Annotated in this window: 22 protein-coding genes and 1 tRNA gene; 11 read left to right on the top strand and 12 right to left on the bottom strand. The window is 57.4% G+C overall.

Annotated features, from left to right (window positions below; all coding sequences use genetic code 11):
* Positions 1-443 precede the first annotated feature (443 nt).
* Complete coding sequence (locus CU102_RS25500; protein WP_106713870.1) at positions 444-2,342, bottom strand: adenylate/guanylate cyclase domain-containing protein; 1,899 nt, start codon at positions 2,340-2,342, stop codon at positions 444-446.
* A 311-nt stretch (positions 2,343-2,653) separates the two neighbouring features.
* Between CU102_RS25500 and CU102_RS25495 the strand changes: the two genes are divergently transcribed.
* On the top strand, positions 2,654-3,049 hold the full coding sequence (locus CU102_RS25495; RefSeq protein ID WP_133624683.1) for a hypothetical protein: 396 nt from the start codon (positions 2,654-2,656) through the stop codon (positions 3,047-3,049).
* 40 nt (positions 3,050-3,089) lie between these two features.
* Here the strand turns inward: CU102_RS25495 and CU102_RS25490 are convergent, their stop codons facing one another.
* A complete protein-coding gene (locus CU102_RS25490; RefSeq protein ID WP_106713868.1) occupies positions 3,090-3,269 on the bottom strand; it encodes a hypothetical protein in 180 nt (59 codons plus the stop codon).
* Between the two features lie 523 nt (positions 3,270-3,792).
* On the opposite strand from CU102_RS25490, the gene CU102_RS25485 reads away from it, so the two are divergent.
* From CU102_RS25485 to CU102_RS25465, 5 genes are all read left to right on the top strand, one after another.
* Positions 3,793-4,356 carry a TRAP transporter small permease gene (locus CU102_RS25485; RefSeq protein ID WP_106713867.1) on the top strand — a complete coding sequence of 188 codons (564 nt, stop codon included), beginning with the start codon at positions 3,793-3,795 and terminating at the stop codon, positions 4,354-4,356.
* 10 nt (positions 4,357-4,366) lie between these two features.
* Complete coding sequence (locus tag CU102_RS25480) at positions 4,367-5,647, top strand: TRAP transporter large permease (protein WP_106713866.1); 1,281 nt, start codon at positions 4,367-4,369, stop codon at positions 5,645-5,647.
* Between the two features lie 56 nt (positions 5,648-5,703).
* Positions 5,704-6,720, top strand: coding sequence for a TRAP transporter substrate-binding protein (locus CU102_RS25475; RefSeq protein ID WP_106713865.1), 1,017 nt, complete (start codon positions 5,704-5,706; stop codon positions 6,718-6,720).
* A gap of 59 nt (positions 6,721-6,779) precedes the next feature.
* Entirely contained in the window at positions 6,780-7,640 is an 861-nt protein-coding gene (locus CU102_RS25470) for a shikimate dehydrogenase (RefSeq protein WP_106713878.1), read from the top strand.
* A 140-nt stretch (positions 7,641-7,780) separates the two neighbouring features.
* Entirely contained in the window at positions 7,781-9,772 is a 1,992-nt protein-coding gene (locus CU102_RS25465) for a putative bifunctional diguanylate cyclase/phosphodiesterase (protein WP_245425546.1), read from the top strand.
* Positions 9,773-9,793: 21 nt separating this feature from the next.
* On the opposite strand, the gene CU102_RS25460 is transcribed toward CU102_RS25465, so the two are convergent.
* From CU102_RS25460 to CU102_RS25440, 3 genes are all read right to left on the bottom strand, one after another.
* The gene (locus CU102_RS25460; RefSeq protein ID WP_133624685.1) at positions 9,794-10,195 is read right to left on the bottom strand and encodes a hypothetical protein; all 402 of its coding nucleotides are present in this window, start codon (positions 10,193-10,195) and stop codon (positions 9,794-9,796) included.
* Positions 10,196-12,114: 1,919 nt separating this feature from the next.
* Entirely contained in the window at positions 12,115-12,867 is a 753-nt protein-coding gene (locus tag CU102_RS25445) for a hypothetical protein (RefSeq protein WP_106713861.1), read from the bottom strand.
* A gap of 228 nt (positions 12,868-13,095) precedes the next feature.
* Positions 13,096-13,722, bottom strand: coding sequence for a hypothetical protein (locus CU102_RS25440; RefSeq protein WP_106713860.1), 627 nt, complete (start codon positions 13,720-13,722; stop codon positions 13,096-13,098).
* A 162-nt stretch (positions 13,723-13,884) separates the two neighbouring features.
* Between CU102_RS25440 and CU102_RS29535 the strand changes: the two genes are divergently transcribed.
* On the top strand, positions 13,885-14,292 hold the full coding sequence (locus CU102_RS29535) for a hypothetical protein (protein ID WP_133624686.1): 408 nt from the start codon (positions 13,885-13,887) through the stop codon (positions 14,290-14,292).
* A gap of 133 nt (positions 14,293-14,425) precedes the next feature.
* Here CU102_RS29535 and CU102_RS25430 read toward each other — a convergent pair.
* A tRNA-Thr gene (locus CU102_RS25430) sits at positions 14,426-14,501 on the bottom strand.
* A gap of 110 nt (positions 14,502-14,611) precedes the next feature.
* On the opposite strand from CU102_RS25430, the gene CU102_RS25425 reads away from it, so the two are divergent.
* From CU102_RS25425 to CU102_RS25415, 3 genes are all read left to right on the top strand, one after another.
* Positions 14,612-15,427 carry an NAD kinase gene (locus CU102_RS25425; protein WP_342588789.1) on the top strand — a complete coding sequence of 272 codons (816 nt, stop codon included), beginning with the start codon at positions 14,612-14,614 and terminating at the stop codon, positions 15,425-15,427.
* Positions 15,428-15,613: 186 nt separating this feature from the next.
* A complete protein-coding gene (locus tag CU102_RS25420; RefSeq protein ID WP_106713858.1) occupies positions 15,614-17,125 on the top strand; it encodes a DEAD/DEAH box helicase in 1,512 nt (503 codons plus the stop codon).
* Positions 17,126-17,132: 7 nt separating this feature from the next.
* Positions 17,133-17,540: an NUDIX domain-containing protein gene (locus tag CU102_RS25415; protein WP_106713857.1), complete on the top strand. Its 408-nt coding sequence runs from the start codon at positions 17,133-17,135 to the stop codon at positions 17,538-17,540.
* Between the two features lie 3 nt (positions 17,541-17,543).
* Here the strand turns inward: CU102_RS25415 and CU102_RS25410 are convergent, their stop codons facing one another.
* Together CU102_RS25410 and sufA are read right to left on the bottom strand one after the other, a co-directional pair.
* Positions 17,544-17,864 carry a TfoX/Sxy family protein gene (locus tag CU102_RS25410; protein ID WP_106713856.1) on the bottom strand — a complete coding sequence of 107 codons (321 nt, stop codon included), beginning with the start codon at positions 17,862-17,864 and terminating at the stop codon, positions 17,544-17,546.
* Positions 17,865-17,942: 78 nt separating this feature from the next.
* Positions 17,943-18,317 carry a Fe-S cluster assembly scaffold SufA gene (gene sufA, locus CU102_RS25405; RefSeq protein WP_106713855.1) on the bottom strand — a complete coding sequence of 125 codons (375 nt, stop codon included), beginning with the start codon at positions 18,315-18,317 and terminating at the stop codon, positions 17,943-17,945.
* A gap of 126 nt (positions 18,318-18,443) precedes the next feature.
* Between sufA and CU102_RS25400 the strand changes: the two genes are divergently transcribed.
* A complete protein-coding gene (locus CU102_RS25400) occupies positions 18,444-18,995 on the top strand; it encodes a hypothetical protein (protein WP_133624688.1) in 552 nt (183 codons plus the stop codon).
* A gap of 21 nt (positions 18,996-19,016) precedes the next feature.
* Here CU102_RS25400 and CU102_RS25395 read toward each other — a convergent pair whose 3' ends face one another.
* Genes CU102_RS25395 through sufC form a run of 4 tightly spaced genes read right to left on the bottom strand, consistent with a single transcriptional unit; the run spans position 19,017 to position 22,760 of the window.
* Positions 19,017-19,433, bottom strand: a complete 417-nt coding sequence (locus CU102_RS25395) for an SUF system Fe-S cluster assembly protein (protein WP_106713875.1) — start codon at positions 19,431-19,433, stop codon at positions 19,017-19,019.
* A 5-nt stretch (positions 19,434-19,438) separates the two neighbouring features.
* Positions 19,439-20,680 (bottom strand): cysteine desulfurase, encoded by a 1,242-nt coding sequence (locus CU102_RS25390; RefSeq protein ID WP_106713874.1) that lies wholly within the window; start codon positions 20,678-20,680, stop codon positions 19,439-19,441.
* A 41-nt stretch (positions 20,681-20,721) separates the two neighbouring features.
* Positions 20,722-21,993 carry a Fe-S cluster assembly protein SufD gene (gene sufD, locus CU102_RS25385; protein WP_106713853.1) on the bottom strand — a complete coding sequence of 424 codons (1,272 nt, stop codon included), beginning with the start codon at positions 21,991-21,993 and terminating at the stop codon, positions 20,722-20,724.
* Between the two features lie 11 nt (positions 21,994-22,004).
* On the bottom strand, positions 22,005-22,760 hold the full coding sequence (gene sufC / locus CU102_RS25380; RefSeq protein WP_106713852.1) for a Fe-S cluster assembly ATPase SufC: 756 nt from the start codon (positions 22,758-22,760) through the stop codon (positions 22,005-22,007).
* Positions 22,761-22,797 lie beyond the last annotated feature (37 nt).

The raw sequence follows: 22,797 nt of genomic DNA, 5'->3' as shown, positions 1-22,797 counted from the left end.
CTTTGACGTATCCATACCAATTCGGATAATCTGGTCCACGGACGGTCTCCTTCGATTGAGCTTTCAACGAACTCATTCTGGCACATTTGATGCCGTTGGGAGCCGTCCACCCCAACACGGGAAGGACAGCCATAGGATAAGCGAGGTTTTGGGGACGTGGATAAGTGCGCAGCGATTTTTTGATCGGCACTCGTTGAAGGAACTATCTGGTCCACGCCAATCGTCCCGCGTTATCGTAATGCACTCCCCTTCCGTCATGCTCGGGCTTGACCCGAGGACCCACGAGATAACTCAAAGTTCTGCCCATTGAAACGCCGGGCGCTTGTGACTCTTTATCTGGGTCCTCGGGTCAAGCCCGAGGACGACGGAAAGGTGGGCGCCTTCGGTCACCCCAACAGCCGACCACCTGCCATGGTGAGCTTGTCGAACCACGTACAACCCGGCTACGCCGATCTCTTCTGTGTCTCCGCCGTCGCCTCATCTGAGACGGGGCTGGGGATTTCACCGACCACTTCGTAGATTTCCAGCGCCTCGACACGCCCCTTCGCCTGAGCGGTGCCAAGCTGGCGGAAGATGATGCTATCGGAGCTAAGCGCCGCGACCGCAGCGCTGGCCAGAATAGTTGTCCCATAGGTTTTGTTCATTCCCTCAAGCCGGGAAGCGACGTTCACGGTGTCGCCCATGGCGGTATACTGCAGGCGTTCTCTCGCCCCAACGCTGCCGACGACGGCCATCCCGGTATGAATCCCGTAGCGTGTGCGAAACTCCGGCAATCCTTTGCTACGCTGTGTCTCGTTGTAGGCACGGATTTTCTCTTCGGTCTTGAGTGCGCAGCGGCAGGCATGCTCCGCGTGCCTGTCATCCGGAATTGGAGCGTTCCACATGGCAAAGACCGAATCGCCGAGAAACTGAATGATCGTCCCGCCGTGTTCATCGACGGTCTCGTTGAAAATATCGAAATACTCCGACAGCATCGCGACCACCTCTTCCGGAGTGTGGCGCTCACTGATGGTCGTGAAATCATAGATATCCGTGAAAAGTGCCGTCACCTCCTGACGCCACGCCGCCCGGCCGGTAAAATGGCCTGACTCAATGCCCTTGCGTACGAGCTCCTTGGGAACATAGAGCGCGAAGGTGAAGATCGCGTTGCGCGCCTTGTTCATTGCTCTGCCCAACATGGAAATCTCGCTGACGTGCGAAGGCACTGCTATGGGAGTGGAAAAATCAAGGTTTTGCAGCCTGGTTGCGCTGTCAGTGAGCAGGTAGAGCGACTTGGTGATCAATCGAGCAAGGAGAAGTGCGCAGACGACGGCCAGGGCGACCACGAAGACCGAAACGCTCAATCCCTGCAGAAGGGCCGCGTTAGCAGGAGCCATCAACTCATCCATCGGTGCCGCCACGACTACGCGGTGGTTAGCAAGGAGAAGCGCGGATTTAATCGGGGCGACCATAACGAGAAAGGTCCGGCCCCCAACATCAATGAACCTGGCCTCCTCCGCCCACGAGTCGTCGGACAGAACGCTTCGGATCAGCGGATCGGAGGACGGCGAGAGCCCGGCATCCGCGGCTTCCTTCGGCGACAATATCCGGTCCATCATAGCCCGGTCGGAATGGATAACAGGATTGCCGGAAGTATCTACGATGAACGCAACCGTATCCGGTGACATCCTTTCGGCTGAGAGAAAATCGATGATCGTGTCGAGGACAATGTCGACGCCGACAACGACTTTGCCGTTGCCACGGTGCGCTTGGGCGACAGTCATGCCTAGGGCTCCGGTGGTCGCCATTTCATAGGGGCCGATGGAAACCGGCGTCCTGAGACCCATGGCGGCCTTATACCATGGCCGCGTTCTGGGGTCGTATCCCGAGGTCTGTGCCGCGTGCTCGAACATCCGGTTGCCGTCGGCATCCAGGAAGATCAGCCGATTGTACTGTCCGCCAGCAGGATCGTTCTCAATTGAGCGAACGGCCGTCTCCGCGCCTCGCGGTGAATTGAGAGCAATCCGCCAGCCGCTCGCCTTGAGGCTCACGACATGGAAGAACGATCCATCGGGATATCCGACATAGGCGCCGTCAATATGTGGTGACTTGGACATGCCTTCGCGAAGGATGGCTATCTTGTCATCCATGCGTTCAGGTGGCGGCGTCAGCAGCGAGTTCGCCACAGAAGCCACGATCTCGACCAGTGTAACCGTGTCCCCGGAAAGAACGCCGAACCGGTCGACGAGACGATCAGCAAACACCCGCATGCTTGCCTTGGTGTCCTCGATTGCAGCATTGCGGGCACGGCGGTAATCCAAACCCACCAATGTCAAAGAGACCACGATGAGCAAACTGACCATGGCAAGACTGAGGAGAGTTCGAAGAGACCTGGTCCATTTCGAACCGTCGATATTTCCCGATGGAGCCGGTGCTTGGCCTGATACCGTCAATTTCTGCTTATCCCCCCAATAGTTAGCAGGCACATTATCCCAAATCCGAAAACGTTGTAACAACAAATGGATGCGTGTTGCGGTGATTGAACCTCCGAGCCGATCCAGAGCGGACCGACAGGTGTGAACCTCGAGCCCTACTCGTCTGAGGTTGTCGCCGGCCGGTCGGTGTTGTTATGCTGCGGCCCAGACAGGCCGATTGGCTCTATCGGGAGGTTGGCATGACATCCGGAACCAGCAAGACAGACAGCGAAGCTTACGACTTGGCGAGCAGGACAGCCGATGCACAGCGCGCAAATCTTCCCGAGTGGCAACGCAACCAAATCAGCGATGACGACATGCAAGTCGGAGAAACGTGGTTTGTCTGGGGCTTTTACTGTGCGATGACCGACGATACCGACCGCCGGAAACGCCTGCTGGTGACCTATCTGAACACGAAGTATCCGCAGGTCAAAAATAGCGAAAAAATCGTTGAAGACATCGCCAAAACGGCAGGCGAAGAAAACCGCCTGTTCGATGCAATCGCGGCAGCGGGCCGACAGGCTTACCTGGAAGGCGGCGACAGTCATCTGGCAAGTATCGCGACAATCTTTCTCAACGTGATCAGAAACCACTAGGCCATTGTGACAGAAGAAAATTAGCCACCTACAGGAGCATCTATTGCGGTAGCCGCCATTCAGGCGATTGCCGCCAATCCAGCAGCTCGCCGAATTCTCGGCGATAGGTTCGCAGTTCAGTGGCAACGTCTTCGAGCAGATCGCGCTCGCCCGGGCCCCAATCGCTTGGATCCCACTCGTCTACCAGCTTTTGGAAGCGTGCTAGGGTATCTGTTGTCATTTTCGTCTCCCCTGCTTGATCCCATTTCGGGGCGGGTGCATGCGAAAGGCGATCGCCCAAGCAATCATCGCGCAGACCGCGGCGAAGACACCGCCATATATGATCACGCCAAGCAGTAACCGGTCTTCCTCGCCCATGTGCCTTGTCCCAATGCACAATCCGGATCATCGATTGAACACCATTGTCTGGCGAACGTCTATCGGGTCTTTCCCGTACAAAAGGTGGAATTTTCACCGGCAACTCCACGCTGTCAGATGGCTTCGTGTAGCTGTGACCTAAGGGATACATCCCTGTCGCGGCCACGGCAAACTCAAACATTCTGACGAATCCAAGACCTAGGAAATGTCGAGCCCACGGCGCTTTTCCGAGATATCGCTTGACATTCGAACTAGTTCGTACATTTTGGACGAGCGTCACGAAATGCTGGAGGAGCGACCGTGATGCACCGCTCGCGCAAGTCTGACCCCGGCCAATGCCGGTCACGACAAGCTGCATTGCGCGGTAGATCGCCTGGGAGGAGCGAATGGTCCGGATAATCGAATTCTTTTTCCTGTTGTTGAAGGCAGTGATAGCGCTGCTGCTCGCCGGGATGATCGTACTGGTCTTCGGCAACGTCGTCCTGCGCTATGCCTTCAATGCCGGCATCACTTACTCCGAAGAGCTGTCGCGGATCTTCTTCGTTTGGCTGACCTTCCTCGGTGCCGTCGTCGCGATGCGGGAGCACGCGCATCTCGGTATGGATTCGCTGCTTCGGCAGCTGCCGCCGCTCGGTGCAAAAGCTGCGGTCCTGTCCGGACAGGCGCTGATGCTGTGGGCGACGTGGCTGATGATCAGCGGAAGCTGGACGCAGACGCTCATCAACCTGCATGTCGCCGCCCCCGCCACTGGCATTTCCATGGGCATGTTCTACGGCGCCGGCATCGCCTTCGGGGTTCCCGCATTCCTGATCATCCTTTGGGACGCCTTCGCAGTCGCCACGGGCCGTATCGATATCGCGACGGCCGAGTTGGTGCGTGACAGTGAGGATCAGCTTGCGCTCGACGATCATCCAGTGCCGCCGCTTCCCCATCCGATCGCAAAGCCCTGAGGAGCACGCCATGACCGTCACGATTTTTCTCGGTGCCCTGCTTGGTCCAATGGCGCTGGGTGTGCCCATTGCCTTCGCGTTGATCATCAGCGGTGTGGCGCTGATGATGTATCTCGGCATGTTCGACGCGCAGATCGTCGCCCAGAACGTCCTGAATGGTGCCGACAGCTTTCCGCTGATGGCGGTGCCGTTCTTTCTGCTGGCGGGCGAAGTCATGAATACCGGGGGATTGTCGCGTCGTATAGTCGATCTGGCCATGGCCATGGTTGGCCATGTGCGCGGCGGCCTCGGCTTTGTCGCCATCTTCGCGGCCTGCGTTCTTTCGAGCCTTTCCGGTTCGGCCGTGGCAGATGCGGCAGCACTGGGCGCGCTGCTCTTCCCGATGATGCTCAAGTCCGGCCATGATCCGGCGCGCACCGGCGGACTTCTGGCATCCGCCTCCATCATCGGTCCGATCATTCCGCCTTCCATCGGGTTCATCCTTTATGGCGTGGTGGGCGGTGTTTCGATAACCAAGCTTTTCCTCGCCGGCATTTTTCCTGGTCTGCTGATCGCCGGAGCATTGTGCATCACCTGGGCGATCGTCGCCCGCAAGGAACAATTCGCCCTGCCCGCAAAGCAAAGTGGCGCGATACGGCTCAAGGCATTTCTCGACAGTATCTGGGCGCTTCTGCTGCCGCTGATCATTATCATCGGCCTGAAGTTCGGCGTCTTCACGCCAACGGAAGCCGGCGTCGTCGCAGCGGTCTATTCGCTGTTCGTTTCGATGGTGATCTATCGCGAATTGCCGCCGGCCAAGCTGTTCCAGGTTTTTGTGGCGGCGGCGAAAATCACGTCGGTGGTGATGTTCCTGGTCGCCTGCGCCGCCGTTTCTGCCTGGCTGATCACTGTGGCAAACGTTCCTGGCGAACTTGCCCAGCTCGTTGAGCCGCTGATGGACAATCAAACCCTTCTGCTGCTCGCCATCATGGGGCTCGTCGTTGTCGTGGGCACCGCCATGGATATGACACCGACAATCCTGATCATGACGCCGGTGCTGATGCCGATCATCAAGCAGGCGGGCATCGATCCGGTATATTTCGGCGTCCTCTTCATCATCAACAACGCGATTGGCCTGATCACGCCGCCGGTCGGCACCGTTCTGAACGTGATCTGCGGCGTTTCCAAACTCAGGATGGAAGAGCTGATGAAGGGTGTCATGCCCTTCCTGATTGCTGAACTCATCGTCCTTTTGCTGCTGGTCCTGTTCCCGCAGCTGGTGACCGTTCCGAGCTCCTGGTTCGGGCGATAGGAACGCAAGATTCAACCGGCCGAAGGGAGAACCCGGCCAAACATGGGAGGAAAACAATGTTGAACAGATTGATGAAAATAGCGATGGGCGTTGCTGTTCCGCTAGTCTTGCTGGCAGCAGGTCCGGCAATGGCCGAAATCCGTGAACACCAGATCAAATTCGCTGCCGCCAACAACAAGGGCCATCCGCAAGTGACCGGGATGGAAAAATTCGCCGAACTGGTGGCCGCGAAGAGCGACGGCAAGATCGAGGTCAAGCTTTTCCCCGGCGGCGTGCTGGGCGGTGACGTGCAGACCGTTTCTGCGCTTCAAGGCGGAGTGATCGAGATGACCGTGCTCAATGCCGGGATTCTCGCAGGCAACGTCAAGCAGTTCGGCGCCGTCGATCTGCCCTTCCTCTTCAACAGTGGCGAGGAAGCCGACAAGGTGATGGACGGACCTTTCGGCACCAGCCTCATGGAACTCCTGCCAAACACCGGTCTCGTCGGTCTCGGCTATTGGGAACTCGGCTTCCGCAATCTGACCAACAATCGTCATGCGGTCACGAAGCTCGAGGACATCAAGGGCCTGAAGATCCGCACCATTCAGTCACCGATCCCGATCGAACTGTTCAACAGTCTCGGCGCCAATGCCGTGCCGCTGCCTTACACCGAGCTCTATACGGCGCTGGAAACGGGTACGGTCGACGGTCAGGAAAACCCCGCCGCCAACATCCTCAATGCCAAATTCTATGAAGTGCAGAAATACATGACGGTCACCCGCCATCAGTACAATCCGCAGATCGTGCTGATCAGCAAAAAGTTCTGGGATGGCCTCAATGACGAGGAGAAGGCGCTGCTGCAGTCGGCTGCCACGGAAGCCCGCGACTATCAGCGCAAGGTTTCGCGTGAACTGGACGCGAAGGCCATCGCGGACATCAAGGCGACCGGCATGGAAGTCACCGAACTGACGCCGGAAGAGACGCAGAAACTCCGGGATGCGGTCAAGCCGATGATCGACAAATTCAGTGCCGAGATCGGCGCCGATACGGTAGCTGCGCTGTTCAAGCAACTGGACGCGGCGCGCGGACAGTAATTCGGGAGCCGGCCTTCGCTTGCAGCAGGCCGGCACCCCTCCGATTGATGGAACCCGAGATGACCGAGACACTCCTCAAACCGTTGAAGGCCGGCTTGATCGGCGCCGGTATCCAGGCGTCCCTTACGCCGGCGATGCACATGCAGGAAGGTGCGGCACAGGGCCTCGCCTATGAATATGAACTGATCGATCTCGGTGAGCGCCACGCGACGCCCGCGGACTTGCCGCAACTGTTGCGGCAGGCCGAGCTCGACGGCTTTTCTGGTTTGAATATCACACATCCCTGCAAGCAGCTGGTTATCCCGCTGCTTGACGGACTGTCGGATGAGGCCCGCAATCTCGGTGCGGTCAATACGGTTGTGCTGAAAGATGGCCGGCGTTTTGGCCACAACACCGACTGGTGGGGCTTCGGCGAGAGCTTTCGCCGCGGGCTGCCCGACGCCGACATGTCGTCCGCCGTGCAGATTGGCGCCGGAGGAGCCGGTGTCGCAACGGCCTATGCAATCCTCGCGCTCGGGCTCCGCACGCTGACCGTGTTCGATCAGGACATCCACCGCGCCCAAGCGCTGGTAGCAGGCATGTCGGCGCTTTTCCCGGATTCCGACGTTCGTGCTGGCGCAGATCTCGCTGCAGCAATGAAAGCTGCCGCTGGCCTCATCCATGCGACGCCGACGGGCATGGTGAAATATCCGGGCGTACCGCTTCCTCCCGAGATGCTGGAATCTCGCCACTGGGTCGCCGACATCGTCTACTTTCCCCTGGAAACCGCGCTCCTGGCGGAAGCCAAACGGCGTGGCTGCAGCACGCTCGATGGCGGCGGCATGGCCGTTTTCCAGGCTGTGGGCGCCTTCCGCCTATTCACCGGGTGCGAGCCCGATGCCACGCGCATGCTCAACCACTTCAAGACGCTCACCGCCTGATAGCCGCACGCTCTCATTCGTTAACGCTACGAAAATTAATGCGTGGAAATTGCCATCCAACCCTGGCAAAGCTAATGCTAAGTTAAGGGTTAATCAGTGGCATCTTCCGGTCGCTTCCAAGCGCCTTTCCTGAAACAGAGATGATGAGCACCATACAGGCGCCAGAAACGGACACACTGTCGTTGGATCACCTGATCCTGGCCGACCAGCTCATGGCCGTGCGCCGGAGCATGCTGATATCGGTGCCGGTGAGCATCATTCTCGGGGTTATCAGTGTGCTCGTCGCCGTCTACTACGGGCTTGGACTAGCCGGGTTGTTGTGGTTTTTTGCGTCAAGCGTCGTCAATGTGGCGCGCATTGTGCTTTGCCGGTACCCCGTACGCCTTCTCAATCCCGATGGGTCGGCTGAGCCAAAGAACCTGGATCCGTCGTCGGTCAGGCAGCATCTCTCATGGCAATCGGCCATGGCTGCCGCATCGGGGGTGGTCTGGGCCTTCATCGCGATCCTGTGCGAGGGATACACTGCCCCGCAAACGGTCTTCTACCTGACCGTGATATGCGGGATTACCGCGGGCGCTATAACCGCCGGATTTGCTTACGCGCGCATGCCCATCTGTTACATTGTCCCGGTGCTGTTGTCGGTCGCCGGCTGCCTAATCTATGCGGGCGGGTTTGAACGCTACTGTCTGGCGGCGACGGCAGTACTTTACCTTGCAGCACTGATGCGCGGTGCCTTTGAAAGCGAAGCTCTGTTCCGGCAGTCCAGCCGGTTGAAAAACGAGGCCACCGCCATGGCAGCGTCGCTGGCAGCAGCCAGGGATCAGGCCACGGAAGCGGCGGTTGAGCTCGGGCATCGCGCAGCTCATGATGCACTGACGGGACTTCTCAACCGCAATGGGCTCATGCAAGCGGTTGCATCCCTGCCCCCTGCAAGTGCCACACGGCTTACGCTGATGCTGCTCGATCTCGATGGCTTCAAGGGGATTAACGATGCCTTTGGCCACAAGGCAGGCGACCGCGTGCTTGTCGAGGTCAGCCGGAGACTCCGTCAAAGCCTTGAGAGTGACGTTATTGTGGCTCGTTGGGGCGGCGATGAGTTTGCCGTCCTGTTCGACTCCAGGCTCGGTGAGGATGCCCCTTCAATCGTGGCTACCAAGCTGATCGCCGCCATGTCCATTCCATTTGCCACCTTTGACGCCGGCCGTATTGGCGTCAGCATCGGTATTTGCGCATCAGACGAGCGGGATATCGACGAGATGCTGATTCAGGCAGACGCTGCGCTCTACCGTGCAAAATCCGAGGGACGCAACCGGTATTATATTTTCGATGACGACCTGCGCAAACACCTCGAAATGCGGCGCGACATAGAGCGGGACCTCGCCAAAGCACTCAGCAGCGACGCTTTGGAAGTTTGGTTCCAGCCTATCCTGGGCGCCGGAGGACGCAAGCTTACTGATCTGGAAGCCTTGGTGCGCTGGAACCACCCTCGCCATGGATCAATCCCCGCACCCGATCTGGTGGCGGTCGCATCGATGTCCGGACTGGCAGAACCGCTGTTTCGGACCATTTTGAAGGATGTATGCGCGATGATGCAGACATTGCGCGCGATGAACCTCGGTCACATCAAGGTGGCGATGAACATGTCACCGCGTGAAATGGCGCAGATCGCCGTCGACGACCTGATCCTTACCAAATTGCGTCGACTCGATCTTCCCGCCGCGATGCTGGAAATCGAGATCACCGAGGACACGGCCAAGGATATCCGCTCTGTAAAGAGCAAACTTGCCGCTCTGACCAATGAGGGCGTGCGGATTGCGATAGACGATTTCGGCGTTGGCTATTCGTCGATGTCGTCGCTTCGCCAGCTCCATGTCGACCGGATCAAGATTGATCGGTCGTTTGTCGATGGTATTGCCGGATCGGTCGATGATCGCAACGTGGTGCAATCCATCCTCAGCCTCGGCAAGTCGCTGGGAATAGAAGTCGTCGCGGAAGGTGTCGAGACAGAAGCCGACATGCAAACATTGCGGCGGCTCGGTTGTTCCACCATGCAAGGCTATTATTTTGCGAAGCCAATGCCCCAACACGAAACCATCGAATGGATCAATCGATCCCGGTCGCTCGTCAATTGATGGAACGATGATCCTCGCCGATCAGTATCCGCAATAGCGCATCTCTGCCGCCCCGATCGTCTGGTATCGCCCGTTGCTCGTGACGACCTGTGCGCAGATTGTCGTGGTCGGGTTCCACCAGAACGTGGTCTGGCCCTGCTGGATGGTCTTTTTGTAGCCGCGTGCCAGCAACTGGCTTTGCCCGCTGGCAGCGGTAGCATTGACCAGATCGGCTATATCGCCGGGCGCGCCACCCGGGACGGTGACCGACGATGCCATGCCGGGCGGTATGGCTGATGCAGGCACGGCGTCAGCGTCATCGCCGGTGGACTGGCATCCTGCAAGTGCCAGTAGCGTCAAGATTGTCACGGGCATCGCAATGCGCATCGGATTCTCCCCCTCTCCGAAACCATCGATGATATGGCTGGCGCGAAAACGTGGCAAGCCGAACAACCCGGGAACGAAAGCGGATAAGAGTCTCGGGTCAGAATATTGGTGTAAAGGCAAGATGGCCAATGGATTGGGTCACATAACTACCCTGGAACCCGGCTTAACCCGCTCTGGGTAAACCCATCTATTGAAAGACCTGCGCTTTCTCTTTGTGTACTCTGATCCAGCTAACCGCGAGGGCCCCTAGACCCTACTGCCCCGCCTTCCGGTTCAGCTCAATGGGGAGGAGTAAGAGACTAGAGTTCCCCAACCCTGTCTTATGCTTCTCCCCCTTTTTTCGGCCCGACTGGAGCGGCTCCCTAGTGTATCTTCCGCCCTAGGAAAGCCCCGGTGGCCCCTTCCCCAAGCACCCGCGTACGGCTGGGTGGCTGAGTTGGTCCCAAAAGGCTGATCGCGCGGATGAAAACAAAGAAAAGTTGTGAAACCAACAAATAAAAATAAAAACAAAAGCTTAGGGGCATTCTGAGCGGCCACAGAACCCAAGTTGTGAAGCCTCGACGCCCCACAGGCTGCGAGTTGTGACAACTATTAAATTGGCGGAACTCATTGAGTTTATTGAGCAAAATTGGGTTTAACCCGAACCGACTAATGCCTTTCGACGGACAGACCGGCGCTACACATGGGCGTATCCTGATCCTGCTGACCGCGCGAAGGGGGGGTTACATCATGCTCGATAGAACCGCATTTATTGCAATAGGTTTAGGCCTTGCGATGGTCTTCGCGCTATTGCTGTATTTGGCCCTGCAAGGAAGACACGAAGAATACACGGCAGACAAGCATCTGGGAGCTATTACTCTTTGATCAATCCCGCTGCTCTGCCCTTGTTGATCAGATACGATACAAACGCCGCACAGGCTCCAAGCATGAATAGCGAAGATCGCGGACGAAGAGCGCAAGGAGCCCGTGACCATTCCGAACTTCTGGCTTCACGATTTGCGCCGCAGCGCCGCGACCGGGATGCAGAAGCTTGGAACCCCGCCCGATGTGATTGAGGCCGTGCTGTCCCACACGAGCGCCGACAAGGCCAATAGCCTCAAGGATGTGTATATCAGGTGGATGACTACGCCGATGAGCAGGAGGAGGCGCTGCAAGCGTGGGGGCAAGCCGTCGAGCGACTGGCCAGCGGTGGCCCTCTCAAGCCAAGGCCCGTCGTTGTGCCCTTCCCGCAGGCCCAACACGCTTAGGCATTTGGCGGAAAACGCCCTGAGACACCGAACGCGGGACGAGACGGTTTATTATCACATAAATCTTTGCTTATGTATTACTTTTGGTTGTGTTGAGTGGTCTGCTCAACCCCCGATTGCAGGCGACACTACGTCACAAACTCAGCATCTTGGCACTGCAAATCCAGGAACCCCCGGACTAACGCCCTGCCCTTGGACCGTGGGATGCCCACAGCATGACAGGATGACAGCGCAGCACAACCCGGCAATTGGCCGTCTCAGGGCTCAACATTCCAGAACACCTGATATTGTATCAGAGGGCCTTATTGCTGAAATGCCTGCAATAACAGTAGCTTGGTCGAACACACCCGCATCGTTTTCCGCACAAGGGATACGTCAAGGGGCATTCAGCGCCACCGCCCCGGGGGCTTGGATGCTCTAGGCAGCACCCCAGGTACGGGGGTTCCCCCAGGCCCAGCGCCAGCCCGGGTGGTACGAGGTGGGGCCCATGGCACTGACAGGGGCAATGAAATCCAAAAAATAAAAATACAAATAACCCATTGGCAGAATTGAGCTTTTGTCCGCCTGACCATCGGGCCCCCGGAAATCGGTTTCACCCTCGCGGGGTAAGCAATTGTATTGAAAGACCGGGGGTCGGTCTGTGTGTACTGTGCCCGGGCTGAACTGCTGCTGGGAGGGGCAGCAACAAAGGTCCTAATCCGGCGTTTGTGTTCCTCCCCTTTTTCCGCCCTACTCTTTGATCAGTCCCGCCGCTCTGCCCTTGTTGATGAGGTACGAGACAAACGCCGCACATGCTCCAAGCATAAACAGCGCGTCCGTCTGGTCCACCTTCGCGGCATCCCCGTCTAACAAAGCATGGCGGATACCTTTTTCGTCGCTAGTAAATCCGTAGAGGGAACTAAATCCCTGCTTCATGGCCTTGTGAATTGCCCCGTGCCCTTCGAGTTTGGCCAGCGCTGGACCAAGCTCTTTGGCGTCCGGGACAAGCGATTTTGCCGTAGCCTCCACCGCGTGAATGCTTTCCCTGACACTTCCTGCCCAGTTCCCTGCCGTCGCCCCCTCGGCGGCCAATTTCAAATGCTGACGCGCTCCGTTGAATTCTGTAGATGCAAGATCGGAGAATGCACGTTCCAGTGTTTGCTTTTCGTCGGATGATGAGACTGGGACAATCGTGTCACCGTTCACCACGCGATAAGCTGCGTGGCCCAACCTCAATCGCTGATCAACGTTTCTAGCAAACTCGTAGACGCAGTTGGGGTGGCGCATAACCCATTGCAGAAAGCCAAAGATTTCGAGATATGTTCCTCGAACAAAAATCCCTTTGATCTGCGGGTACAGCACGTCCTCATCTGACGTAAATTCATCTGCCATCTTGTGGTAACGATGCACATGCATGTCACGTAGGATGACTTGCCAATCTCCGAAGACGTATCCCTCGCGGCTCGTTTTTGCAACCAATGAGCCGTGGATATATATTCCCACAGAACCGCTCTCAACTGCTGAGACACTTCTTGCAATTCTAACTGCCGTGGTAGCGGGGCAGACCCTTCCGCCTGCTCGAATGTCAGTTTTGAGCGATCTATGCTTTCTTCCGCCAAGATGTTTTCATCCCGCTGCTGTTCATTTCCGCTCACGATCCACCGTACGCGATCCGGCGTCAATGCATGGGATAGATATACAAATTCATCCACAACTATAGTGCGATCTGCCCTAAGGTTTTTGATCCCTCTCCGCTAGCCACTTATCTCTTCGTTCCAGCATCTCGCGCCTATGCTCTTCCATTTTGCGTTGGTGACGGGATAGAGGGCCGTCCGGAATTTCGATGGCATCGAGCGATTTTTCCAAGCGATCCCGGAGGTTGATCATCTCGGGGATGAATTTCTCCATTCGCGTCACGGGAAATATGAGTTTGTCGGCGAGGCTTTTCCCTTTTTGCGTCTCGTTAAAGATTTCGTCCATCTGCTGCGACGTAAGATTGGATGAGAAACGTGCTGGCTCTCGATTGAACTCTCCCCACGATGCGTGGACGATTTTGTTCCTGATGGTGCTGAATTTCTGCACTTCGGCAAAAAGCCCTTGCAGTTCGACCCTATGCTCTTCCTTGGGCAAGAGTTCGCAGATTTGGGTCAGCATTGCCAACTGGTCTACATTGCTGACGTTGTCAAAAATAATCATCGTCAAATCATAGTTGAGGTCCGTAAGTTTTCGAAACAGGAAACCACATACAACTTCGATTTGAGCCCAAACAGTCATAAACCGTCCAAGCGCAAGGTTCGGCTTTTCGTCGTCTATATTGCTATCAGGGAAGGGAAGATTATTTAGCTCGATGGACGCCATACCAGTCTCCTAGCTCCCGTTAATGGCGTCCAGCATCCCCTTTGCGCAAATTCCGGTCAAGGAGCCGTAGAGAACCCTACCCGTAGGTGTAACAGCGCCGTATGGGCCTCCGTCGCCGGGTATGTCTGATAGCGCTGGTACGGCGCACTGAACCGCTGTGCCGTGAGCGTGTCCGCGAGCCAAAGGGCTCCGCCGCTGGTCTTCCCGATCACCACGCATAGCGGCTCCATCTCGGGCCGTGAGGAGTACATTCCATTGACCTTTGCGTGGACTATGTCCCCGAGCGCAAGGTCATCAAATTCCCGTCTGTTCATCATCTTTGCCTTTTGTTGCGGGGGTGGGCCATCCATCCCTCCCGTTGAGCGGGAATGGTTCACCCAGAAGGCGGTCGCGGATTACCTCGGCGTTAAAGTGATGTCGGTGTGGCGCTATGAGCATGGCTATACCGATGAGCGCGGCAAGTATCATCCGCCGCTTGAAGGCTTTCCGAAGCCCTCGACGGCGCTTGGCCGCAAGCTGTGGCGGAAAGTCGATCTAGACGTGTTCATGGCCTCAAGGACAGTTGCCTAGGAAGTATCCCCGGGGGATACGCGGTTAGCAGGCCCAAGTATCCCCCTGCGACAATGTGTCCCCCAGAGTATCCCCCAACGGCAAAAGGGAGGCCGAATGACCTCCCAAAAGACAGCTAAGTGTTTGAAATTTATGGTGCCCCCAGAGAGACTCGAACTCCCGACCCTCTGATTACAAATCAGATGCTCTACCAACTGAGCTATAAGGGCAGCGGCGTCCGATTAGCACAAAGCTCCGCTCTGTAAAACGAAAAAACAGCCGCTCGCGATAATTTCACCGTTTTTTTGCGTGCCCGGCATTTTGCCAGATCACTCATACCATGCTAGGCGATACATCCCTACTCGCGTACGTGCAGGCAGCCATGACCCGGAAAATCGAAACATTTGCTTTTCTTTCCTCCGGAACGCCCGACTCCGATGAGGCAATGCGCGATCTGACACGGATCTACGGTCATGTTGAGGCCCGCGAAGCCGATGTGATCGTTGCGCTGGGCGGCGACGGCTTCATGCTGCAGACGCTGCAGAACTTCATGAACCAAGGCAAGATGATCTACGGCATGAACCGCGGATCGGTCGGCTTCCTGATGAACGAATACAGCGATACCGAGCTGAAAGAGCGGGTGGAAGCCGCGCATGCCGAGACGATCCGGCCGCTCAAGATGGAGACGGAGTCGGTCGAGGACGGCACGTTCACGGCATTCGCGCTGAACGAGGTCTCGCTGCTGCGCCAGTCCTACCAGGCGGCGAAGATCAGGATCACTGTCGACGACAAGGTGCGGCTGGAAGAATTGATCTGCGACGGCGTGATGGTTGCGACGCCCGCCGGCTCCACGGCCTACAACCTTTCCGCGCAGGGCCCGATCATTCCGCTCGATGCGCGGTTGCTTGCCCTCACCCCGGTTTCGGCGTTTCGACCGCGCCGCTGGCGCGGTGCGCTATTACCCAACCGGGTGACGGTGCGCTTCGATATCCTCGAACCGGAAAAGCGACCGGTCAACGCCGTTGCCGATCACACGGAAGTAAAGTCTGTTCTATCCGTTACAGTCGAAGAAGCATCTCACCTGCGGGCAACCATTCTGTTTGACAAGAACCATTCATGGAACGAACGAATTCTCAAGGAACAGTTCCTTTATTGACAACATCAGAATAAAATCACGCACAAATATAACAAACTCTTAAATGTGACCTCACGTGAGAGTTGACTTTTGCTGCCTCGCGCCGTAACGCACTTGCAGCAAAAACGCTGTGCAATTCGAGTGCCTGTGCTTGGGCCGCCTACGGACGTGCGCAGCACCGAATGCAGATAGAAAGTTAAATCTCCTTTGACCACCTTTGCCGATCTGGGCCTTTCCACGAAAGTGCTCAATGCTGTTGAAGCAGCAGGATATACAATTCCGACACCGATCCAGGCTGGCGCCATCCCGCATGCGCTGCAACGCAAGGACGTTCTCGGCATCGCCCAGACGGGAACCGGCAAGACTGCGTCTTTCGTTCTGCCAATGCTGACGCTGCTCGAGCAGGGCCGTGCCCGCGCCCGTATGCCGCGCACCCTCATTCTCGAGCCGACGCGCGAACTCGCAGCGCAGGTCGAGGAAAACTTCGTCAAATACGGCAAGAACCACCGGTTGAATGTCGCCCTCCTCATCGGTGGCGTCTCCTTCGAAGACCAGTTGCGCAAGCTTGAACGCGGCGCCGACGTGCTGATTGCAACGCCTGGCCGCCTGCTCGACCATTTCGAACGCGGCAAGCTCTTGCTCAGCGCCGTCGACATCCTCGTCATCGACGAAGCCGACCGTATGCTCGACATGGGTTTCATTCCGGATATCGAGCGCATCTGCAAGCTTATCCCGTTCACCCGCCAGACGCTGTTCTTCTCGGCAACCATGCCGCCGGAAATCACCAAACTTACCGAACAGTTCCTGCATTCGCCAGTGCGTATCGAAGTTGCCAAGGCTGCGACGACCGCCAAGACTGTCGAGCAGAAGCTGGTCAAATCCGGCAAGAAGGATTGGGAAAAGCGCGCCGTACTGCGTGACCTGATCCGCGCCGAGGATGAAGGCCTCAAGAACGCAATCATCTTCTGCAACCGCAAGAAGGATGTTTCCGAGCTTTTCCGCTCGCTGGTCAAGCATGAGTTCGATGCCGGTGCGCTCCACGGTGACATGGATCAGCGCGCCCGCACGACGATGCTGGCGAATTTCAAGGACGGCAAGCTCAAGCTGCTCGTCGCGTCAGACGTCGCCGCTCGCGGTCTCGACATTCCCGATGTGAGCCATGTGTTCAATTTCGACGTGCCGATCCATTCGGAAGATTATGTCCATCGCATCGGCCGCACGGGCCGCGCCGGACGTTCGGGCAAGGCTTTTACGCTGGTTACGCCCGCTGATACCAAACATCTGTCGGCCATCGAAAAACTGATTGGCGAAGATATCATCTGGCATGACGGTGACCTCTCGACCCTGCCTCCCTCGACCGAGCCGGACGAGGCGCCACGCCGTGGCCGCGGCAGGGGCAAGCCCGAAGCCAAGCGCAAGCCGCGTAATGAAGGTCGCGAGCGCGAACGGCCGCAGTCGGAAATCGACATCATTGCGGCTGCCGAACGGGCGAAGGAAGCGGAAGCACATCCTCAGCCTGCTGAGGAGCAGCCGGTCGTGCGCACAGCAGAAAAGCCGCAGAAGGCTGCGATCAAGGCCGAGAATGAGCAGCGCCGTGCACGCGTGCCGCATGCCGAGCCGCGCCGTGATCACCGCCGCGAGCGCGACGACATGGGTTCGGCACCAGTCGGTTTCGGCGATGAAATCCCCGCCTTCATGCTGATCGACACCAAGATCTGAGGTTCTCGTGCAATCACCGGGCGTAGGATGCGGTATCGTTTTCCTAAAAGACGCCCGTATCCTCCTGTTGCAGCGCAAGAAGAGCCCCGAGGCCGGCGCCTGGGGCATTCCTGGCGGCAAGGTGGATTTTCTTGAAACAGCCGAACAGGCGATCCGCCGCGAAGCCTTTGAGGAGACCGGCCTCCAGGCTGGGGCAATCTCGCTGCTCGGACTTAGCGAACAGCTTTTTCATGGCGAGCGTCAGCACTGGCTGGGCGTCCTGTTCCTAGCGCAGACCTATTCCGGTGAGATGCAACTGCTGGAGCCGGACAAGCATGGCGGGATCGACTGGTTTCTGCTCGACAGCCTGCCTGAACACGTGACCATGCCGACACGCCACGCCATCGATCTGCTCCGGCAGCGCAGCCTGGTTTAAACGTTACTTGGCCACGCGCAGCGAGGCTTCATAGGCGCGCCTTGCCCATTCGGTCATGACATCCGGATCATCGATTGCCTCGTCCGGTATCGACCAATAGGGCATCTTGACCGGTCCGGATTTACCTACAGGCATCCATTGTTTGCTACCGACCGCTTCGAATTCCGGCGCGGAGATCGAATCGGCTTTCAGGAGAAGGTCTCCATCGGAAAGCTCAACGGCGACAATCAAGCCCTGAAAATAAATACCCTTGCCGCCAAACATGCGTTTGATGGTAACCGGGCCGAGCCCCGCAAACAGATCGTGAATCGCATCATTGTCCATGCCCGAACTATTGCAGGCACGGGCAATGACGTCACGCCCAAAACAGGCATGCGCTTAGTCTTCAACGAGCTTGGTAAATCAGGAGGCGGCGGATGCCAGCGCTTCAGGTTTTGCCGGCGTCAACTCAACCGACTCGCCGCAGCCGCAGGCCGAGGTCTGGTTAGGATTGTTGAAAACGAAGCCGGTGCGCAGTGTCGTCACCTCGAAATCCATCTGCGTTCCGAGGAGGTAGAGTACCGCTTCCGGGGCTACAAAGACTTTCGAGCCGTCCTTCTCAACGACATCATCACCAGGTTTCGCTTCGGTAACGAGGTCGATCATGTACTCCATGCCCGCGCAGCCGCCCTTCTTGATGCCGACGCGGATGCCGAGCGCATTTTCGCGCGTCGCAACAATTTCGCTTACGCGGCGCGCTGCGGCGTCAGTCAACGTCATGACAGAAAAACGACCCATTTCTCATCTCTCTTCTCGAGATCGCGGAACGATCACTCGCATACCATAGTTAATGTTACACAACCGTCACCGCAAGTGTTCAAACTGTCCGCGATTGATAAACATGACTGGCAGAAGGCTGAAATCATGAATTATCGCCATCTCATACTATGCTGCCTGGCATCATCGGCACTCAATTTGATGCCTGCTGTTGCCCAGGAAACAAAGCAGCCCGAACCGAAGCCAACAGAATCCGCACCTGCGGAATCACCCGCACCCAAAGACTCTGAATATCTCGACAATCGCAGCACGCCCGAGACGCTGATCAACTCTTACTACAATGCCATCAACCGGCAGGAATATGCCCGCGCCTACAGCTATTACGCATCCGACAACCCACCGCAGCCATTCCCGCAATTCCAGGCCGGCTACGAGAACACCACGTCCGTTTCCGTCCTCTTCGGCAAGGCGGTAGGCGAAGGCGCCGCCGGTTCTGCCTATTGGAGCCAGCCGCTGGCGATCAAATCCGAGGCCAAGGACGGCACAGTATCGGTCTTCAACGGCTGTTACAGGCTAAGGCTCGCCAATCCGGCCATTCAGGGCGTGCCCTACGTGCCGCTTTCCATACTTGATGGAACGTTGGAGAAATCCGACAAGCCATTCGAGGATAGCGTGCCGGAAGGCTGCGAGGCGCCTTAGATACTGATTTCAAACAGCCTCTTAGTACCAGCCGACGGCGACCTGTGCCTCTTCCGACATGCGGTCGGGCGTCCATGGCGGGTCGAACGTCATGGTAACATCGACGAAGCTTACGCCTTCGACAGCTCCAACGGCATCCTGGACCCAGCCCGGCATTTCGCCTGCGACCGGGCACCCCGGGGCTGTCAGTGTCATTTCGATCTTCACCGAGCGATCGTCCTCGATGTCGATCTTGTAGACGAGGCCGAGTTCATAGATATCGGCGGGAATTTCCGGGTCATACACAGTCTTCAGCGCAGCGATGATATCGTCAGTCATCCGCGCCAGTTCCTCGGCGGGGATGGCCGATACGGATGCTGTCCCGACTTCCGTATGAGCGGATTCAGCTTCAGCAATCGGCGCTGCTTCTTTTTCCAGTATCTCGACTTTATCGGTCATCGTCATCACCCAAAGAATTTCCGCGCCTTTTCCAGCGCATCGCCGAGAACATCGATCTCGTCTCTCGTATTATACATCGCAAATGAGGCACGGCAGGTCGACGTGACGCCAAACCGCTTCAAAAGCGGTTGAGCGCAATGGGTGCCGGCGCGCACTGCAACACCGGCACGATCGATGACCATTGACACGTCATGCGCGTGAATACCCTCCAGCTCGAAAGAAATGATCGCGCCCTTGCCCTTGGCATCACCAAAGATGCGCAAGGAATTGATCTGACGCAGCCGCTCATGCGCGTAGTCACGCAGATCTTCCTCATGGGCGAGAATAGCCGCACGGCCAATCTTTTCGACATACTCGATGGCAGCGCCGAGCCCGATCGCCTGGGCGATCGGTGGCGTACCGGCTTCAAAACGGTGCGGTGGGTGATTGTAAGTGACGATATCCTCGGTCACCTCTTCGATCATTTCGCCGCCGCCCTGAAATGGACGCATCGCCTCAAGCATGTTCTTGCGGCCATAGAGCACGCCAATGCCGGACGGACCGTAGATTTTGTGGCCGGTGAAAATATACCAGTCACAGCCGAGATCTTGCACATCGACCGGAAGGTGAACTGCGCCTTGGCTGCCATCCACCAGCACCGGAATACCGCGCGCATGGGCGATGCGGACGATCTCCTTGATTGGCGTGACGGTGCCGAGCACGTTCGACATATGGGTTATGGCGACGAGCTTCGTGCTATCCGTTAGCCGCTTCTCGAATTCCTCGATGTGGAATGCGCCCTGATCGTCCACGGGTACCCAGACCAGCTTGGCGCCCTGCCGTTCGCGAATGAAATGCCACGGCACGATATTGGAATGGTGCTCCATGATCGACAGCACGATTTCATCACCTTCGCCGATATTCGGCATGCCATAACCGTAGGCGACCGTATTGATCGCCTCGGTGGCCGATTTCGTGAACACGATTTCGTCTACGGACGCGGCATTGAGGAAGCGTCGAATACTCTCGCGCGCCTTCTCATAGGCGTCAGTTGTGGCATTCGACAGGAAGTGCAGGCCGCGGTGTACGTTGGCATACTCATTCGAGTAAGTATGCGTGATCTTGTCGATAACAGCCTTTGGTTTTTGAGCCGAAGCGCCATTGTCGAGATAGACCAGCGGTTTGCCGTAGACCTCACGCGACAGGATAGGAAAATCGCGGCGGATAGCCTCGACATCATAGCTGCTTTGAATGATCTTCGTATCCATATTGCCGCGCTTTCCTGTGAATGTGGCCTGTGTTCGATCGATCAGACGTGTTCGGCAAGCCATTTTTCGAGGATCGCTTCAAGCGCCTCGACGAGTGGTTCGCTTTCCAGTTCTTCGACGATCTCGGCGACGAACGCCTTGATCAGCAGACCGCGCGCTTCATTTTCCGGAATGCCGCGCGCCCGCAGATAGAACAGATGATTGCCGTCGATCTCAGTCACCGTCGCCCCATGGCCGCAGGCCACGTCGTCGGCAAAGATTTCCAGTTCCGGCTTCGCATCGAATTCGCCATCATCCGAGAGAAGCAGGGTGTTGCACGCCATGCGGGCGTCGGTCTTCTGGGCGATCTTGTTGACGTTGATCTGCCCCTGGAACACGCCGCGTGCACGGTCCGTCACGACGTTGCGCATGATCTGCACCGACGTTGTGTTCTCGACCAGATGGCCAAGCGTCATCGTAACGTCCGTGTGGCTGTCGCCGCCGAGCAAATTGACGCCGCGCAGCTGGAAGTCGGAACCTTCGCCTTTCACCAGTACATGCACTTCCTGACGGACGAGCTTGCCACCAGCATTGACTACGTAAAGCGTCAATTTGGCATTGGAGCCAATCGTGGCGATGAACTGCGCCAGCTGCGTTGCATCGACGCCCTGCTCGCGCAGGATGATCCAGGTGATTTCGGCATCGTCGGCAACTGTTACATTGCTGACGCTGGTTGAGAAACCTTCACCCTCACCCCCTGTTTGCCGCTCAATGATTGTCGCCTTGACGCCCTTACCGATCTTGACCGGAAAACGCACATGCCCCTGCCCGCGCGCCTGCGCATTCTGCAGTTCGAGCGGTGCTTCCAGCTCAAGACCGTCGGCGAGCGTGACCGCCCAGCCGTCGGTGACATAGGCCGCATTGATCTGGCCGATCGCATCGTCGCCATCACGAATGGCAAGCTCGCGGATGACTGAGCCATCAGACAGCTTGTCACTGAATTTCGTGAATTCAACGCCTTCAACGCGTGGCGCCGAAACGGCCACGCCGTTCGTGACAAATGCCACTGCCGAGCCGGCGATGACCGGCGGCAATGGATTGGTGCCCGCTGCGCCATCGTAGGCAGCAACACTGCGCAACAGGGTGCGTAGATCGGTATAATGCCAAGCTTCGACGCGGCGCGACGGCAGACCTTGCGTCTTCAGCGCTTCGATCGCGTTGTCGCGGGCGCTGGCGATCTCGCCATCACCGGGTAATTCGCCCATCCGGTCGACGAAAGCGTCGACCAGTGCCGATTCAGCGGGAGTGGGCTGGCGTCCTGTATGAACATTCATGATGCTATCCCTCAGGCTGCCTCACCGATGATATTGGCATAGCCATTCTCTTCGAGACGGAGCGCGAGATCCTTGTCACCCGACTTGATGACCTGTCCCTTGTAGAGGACATGCACGCTGTCCGGCACGATGTAGTCGAGCAGGCGCTGATAGTGCGTGATGACGATCACGGCGCGATCCGGCGAACGCAACGCGTTGACGCCATCGGCAACGATCTTCAATGCATCGATATCGAGGCCGGAATCGGTCTCGTCGAGAACGCAGAGCTTTGGCTCAAGCAGCTTCATCTGCAGGATTTCGGCGCGCTTCTTCTCTCCGCCGGAGAAACCGACATTGAGCGGACGCTTGAGCATGCCAATATCCATGTCGAGCGAACTGGCGGCAGTCTTCACACGGCTGAGGAACTCTGGAATCTTCAACGGCTCTTCACCGCGCGCCTTGCGTTGGGAATTCAAGGCCACCTTCAGAAACTCCATGGTCGCGACGCCCGGTATTTCCATGGGATACTGGAATGCCAGGAAGATGCCCTTGGCGGCGCGTTCGGACGGGTCGAGTTCAAGGATCGATTCTCCGTTGTAGAGAATGTCACCCTCGGTGACCTCGTAGTCATCACGACCGGCGAGAATATACGACAACGTCGATTTGCCGGAACCGTTCGGTCCCATGATCGCCGCGACTTCACCGGCCTTCACCGTAAGATTCAGACCACGAATGATCTCGGTGCCATCCTCGGCGATGCGCGCATGCAGATTTCTGATTTCCAGCATAGTTCTACCTTTTGAATTCCTGGGGATCAGAGCCTTG

It is taken from the genome of Phyllobacterium brassicacearum, assembly GCF_003010955.1.
Taxonomy (GTDB): domain Bacteria; phylum Pseudomonadota; class Alphaproteobacteria; order Rhizobiales; family Rhizobiaceae; genus Phyllobacterium; species Phyllobacterium brassicacearum.
This window is presented reverse-complemented; position numbering and strand designations above follow the sequence as displayed.

Bases quoted from the DNA above. Each gene is read 5' to 3' on its own strand.
- CU102_RS25495 (WP_133624683.1), top strand. From the start codon at position 2,654: ATGACATCCGGAACCAGCAAGACAGACAGCGAAGCTTACGACTTGGCG.
- CU102_RS25390 (WP_106713874.1), bottom strand. From the start codon at position 20,680: ATGGATACGAAGATCATTCAAAGCAGCTATGATGTCGAGGCTATCCGC.
- CU102_RS25395 (WP_106713875.1), bottom strand. From the start codon at position 19,433: ATGACCGATAAAGTCGAGATACTGGAAAAAGAAGCAGCGCCGATTGCT.
- CU102_RS25490 (WP_106713868.1), bottom strand. From the start codon at position 3,269: ATGACAACAGATACCCTAGCACGCTTCCAAAAGCTGGTAGACGAGTGG.
- sufA (WP_106713855.1), bottom strand. From the start codon at position 18,317: ATGGGTCGTTTTTCTGTCATGACGTTGACTGACGCCGCAGCGCGCCGC.
- sufC (WP_106713852.1), bottom strand. From the start codon at position 22,760: ATGCTGGAAATCAGAAATCTGCATGCGCGCATCGCCGAGGATGGCACC.
- CU102_RS25470 (WP_106713878.1), top strand. From the start codon at position 6,780: ATGACCGAGACACTCCTCAAACCGTTGAAGGCCGGCTTGATCGGCGCC.
- CU102_RS25440 (WP_106713860.1), bottom strand. From the start codon at position 13,722: ATGGCGTCCATCGAGCTAAATAATCTTCCCTTCCCTGATAGCAATATA.
- sufD (WP_106713853.1), bottom strand. From the start codon at position 21,993: ATGAATGTTCATACAGGACGCCAGCCCACTCCCGCTGAATCGGCACTG.
- CU102_RS25425 (WP_342588789.1), top strand. From the start codon at position 14,612: ATGCTAGGCGATACATCCCTACTCGCGTACGTGCAGGCAGCCATGACC.
- CU102_RS25410 (WP_106713856.1), bottom strand. From the start codon at position 17,864: ATGGACAATGATGCGATTCACGATCTGTTTGCGGGGCTCGGCCCGGTT.
- CU102_RS25480 (WP_106713866.1), top strand. From the start codon at position 4,367: ATGACCGTCACGATTTTTCTCGGTGCCCTGCTTGGTCCAATGGCGCTG.
- CU102_RS25400 (WP_133624688.1), top strand. From the start codon at position 18,444: ATGAATTATCGCCATCTCATACTATGCTGCCTGGCATCATCGGCACTC.
- CU102_RS25500 (WP_106713870.1), bottom strand. From the start codon at position 2,342: ATGGTCAGTTTGCTCATCGTGGTCTCTTTGACATTGGTGGGTTTGGAT.
- CU102_RS25465 (WP_245425546.1), top strand. From the start codon at position 7,781: ATGATGAGCACCATACAGGCGCCAGAAACGGACACACTGTCGTTGGAT.
- CU102_RS25475 (WP_106713865.1), top strand. From the start codon at position 5,704: ATGTTGAACAGATTGATGAAAATAGCGATGGGCGTTGCTGTTCCGCTA.
- CU102_RS25485 (WP_106713867.1), top strand. From the start codon at position 3,793: ATGGTCCGGATAATCGAATTCTTTTTCCTGTTGTTGAAGGCAGTGATA.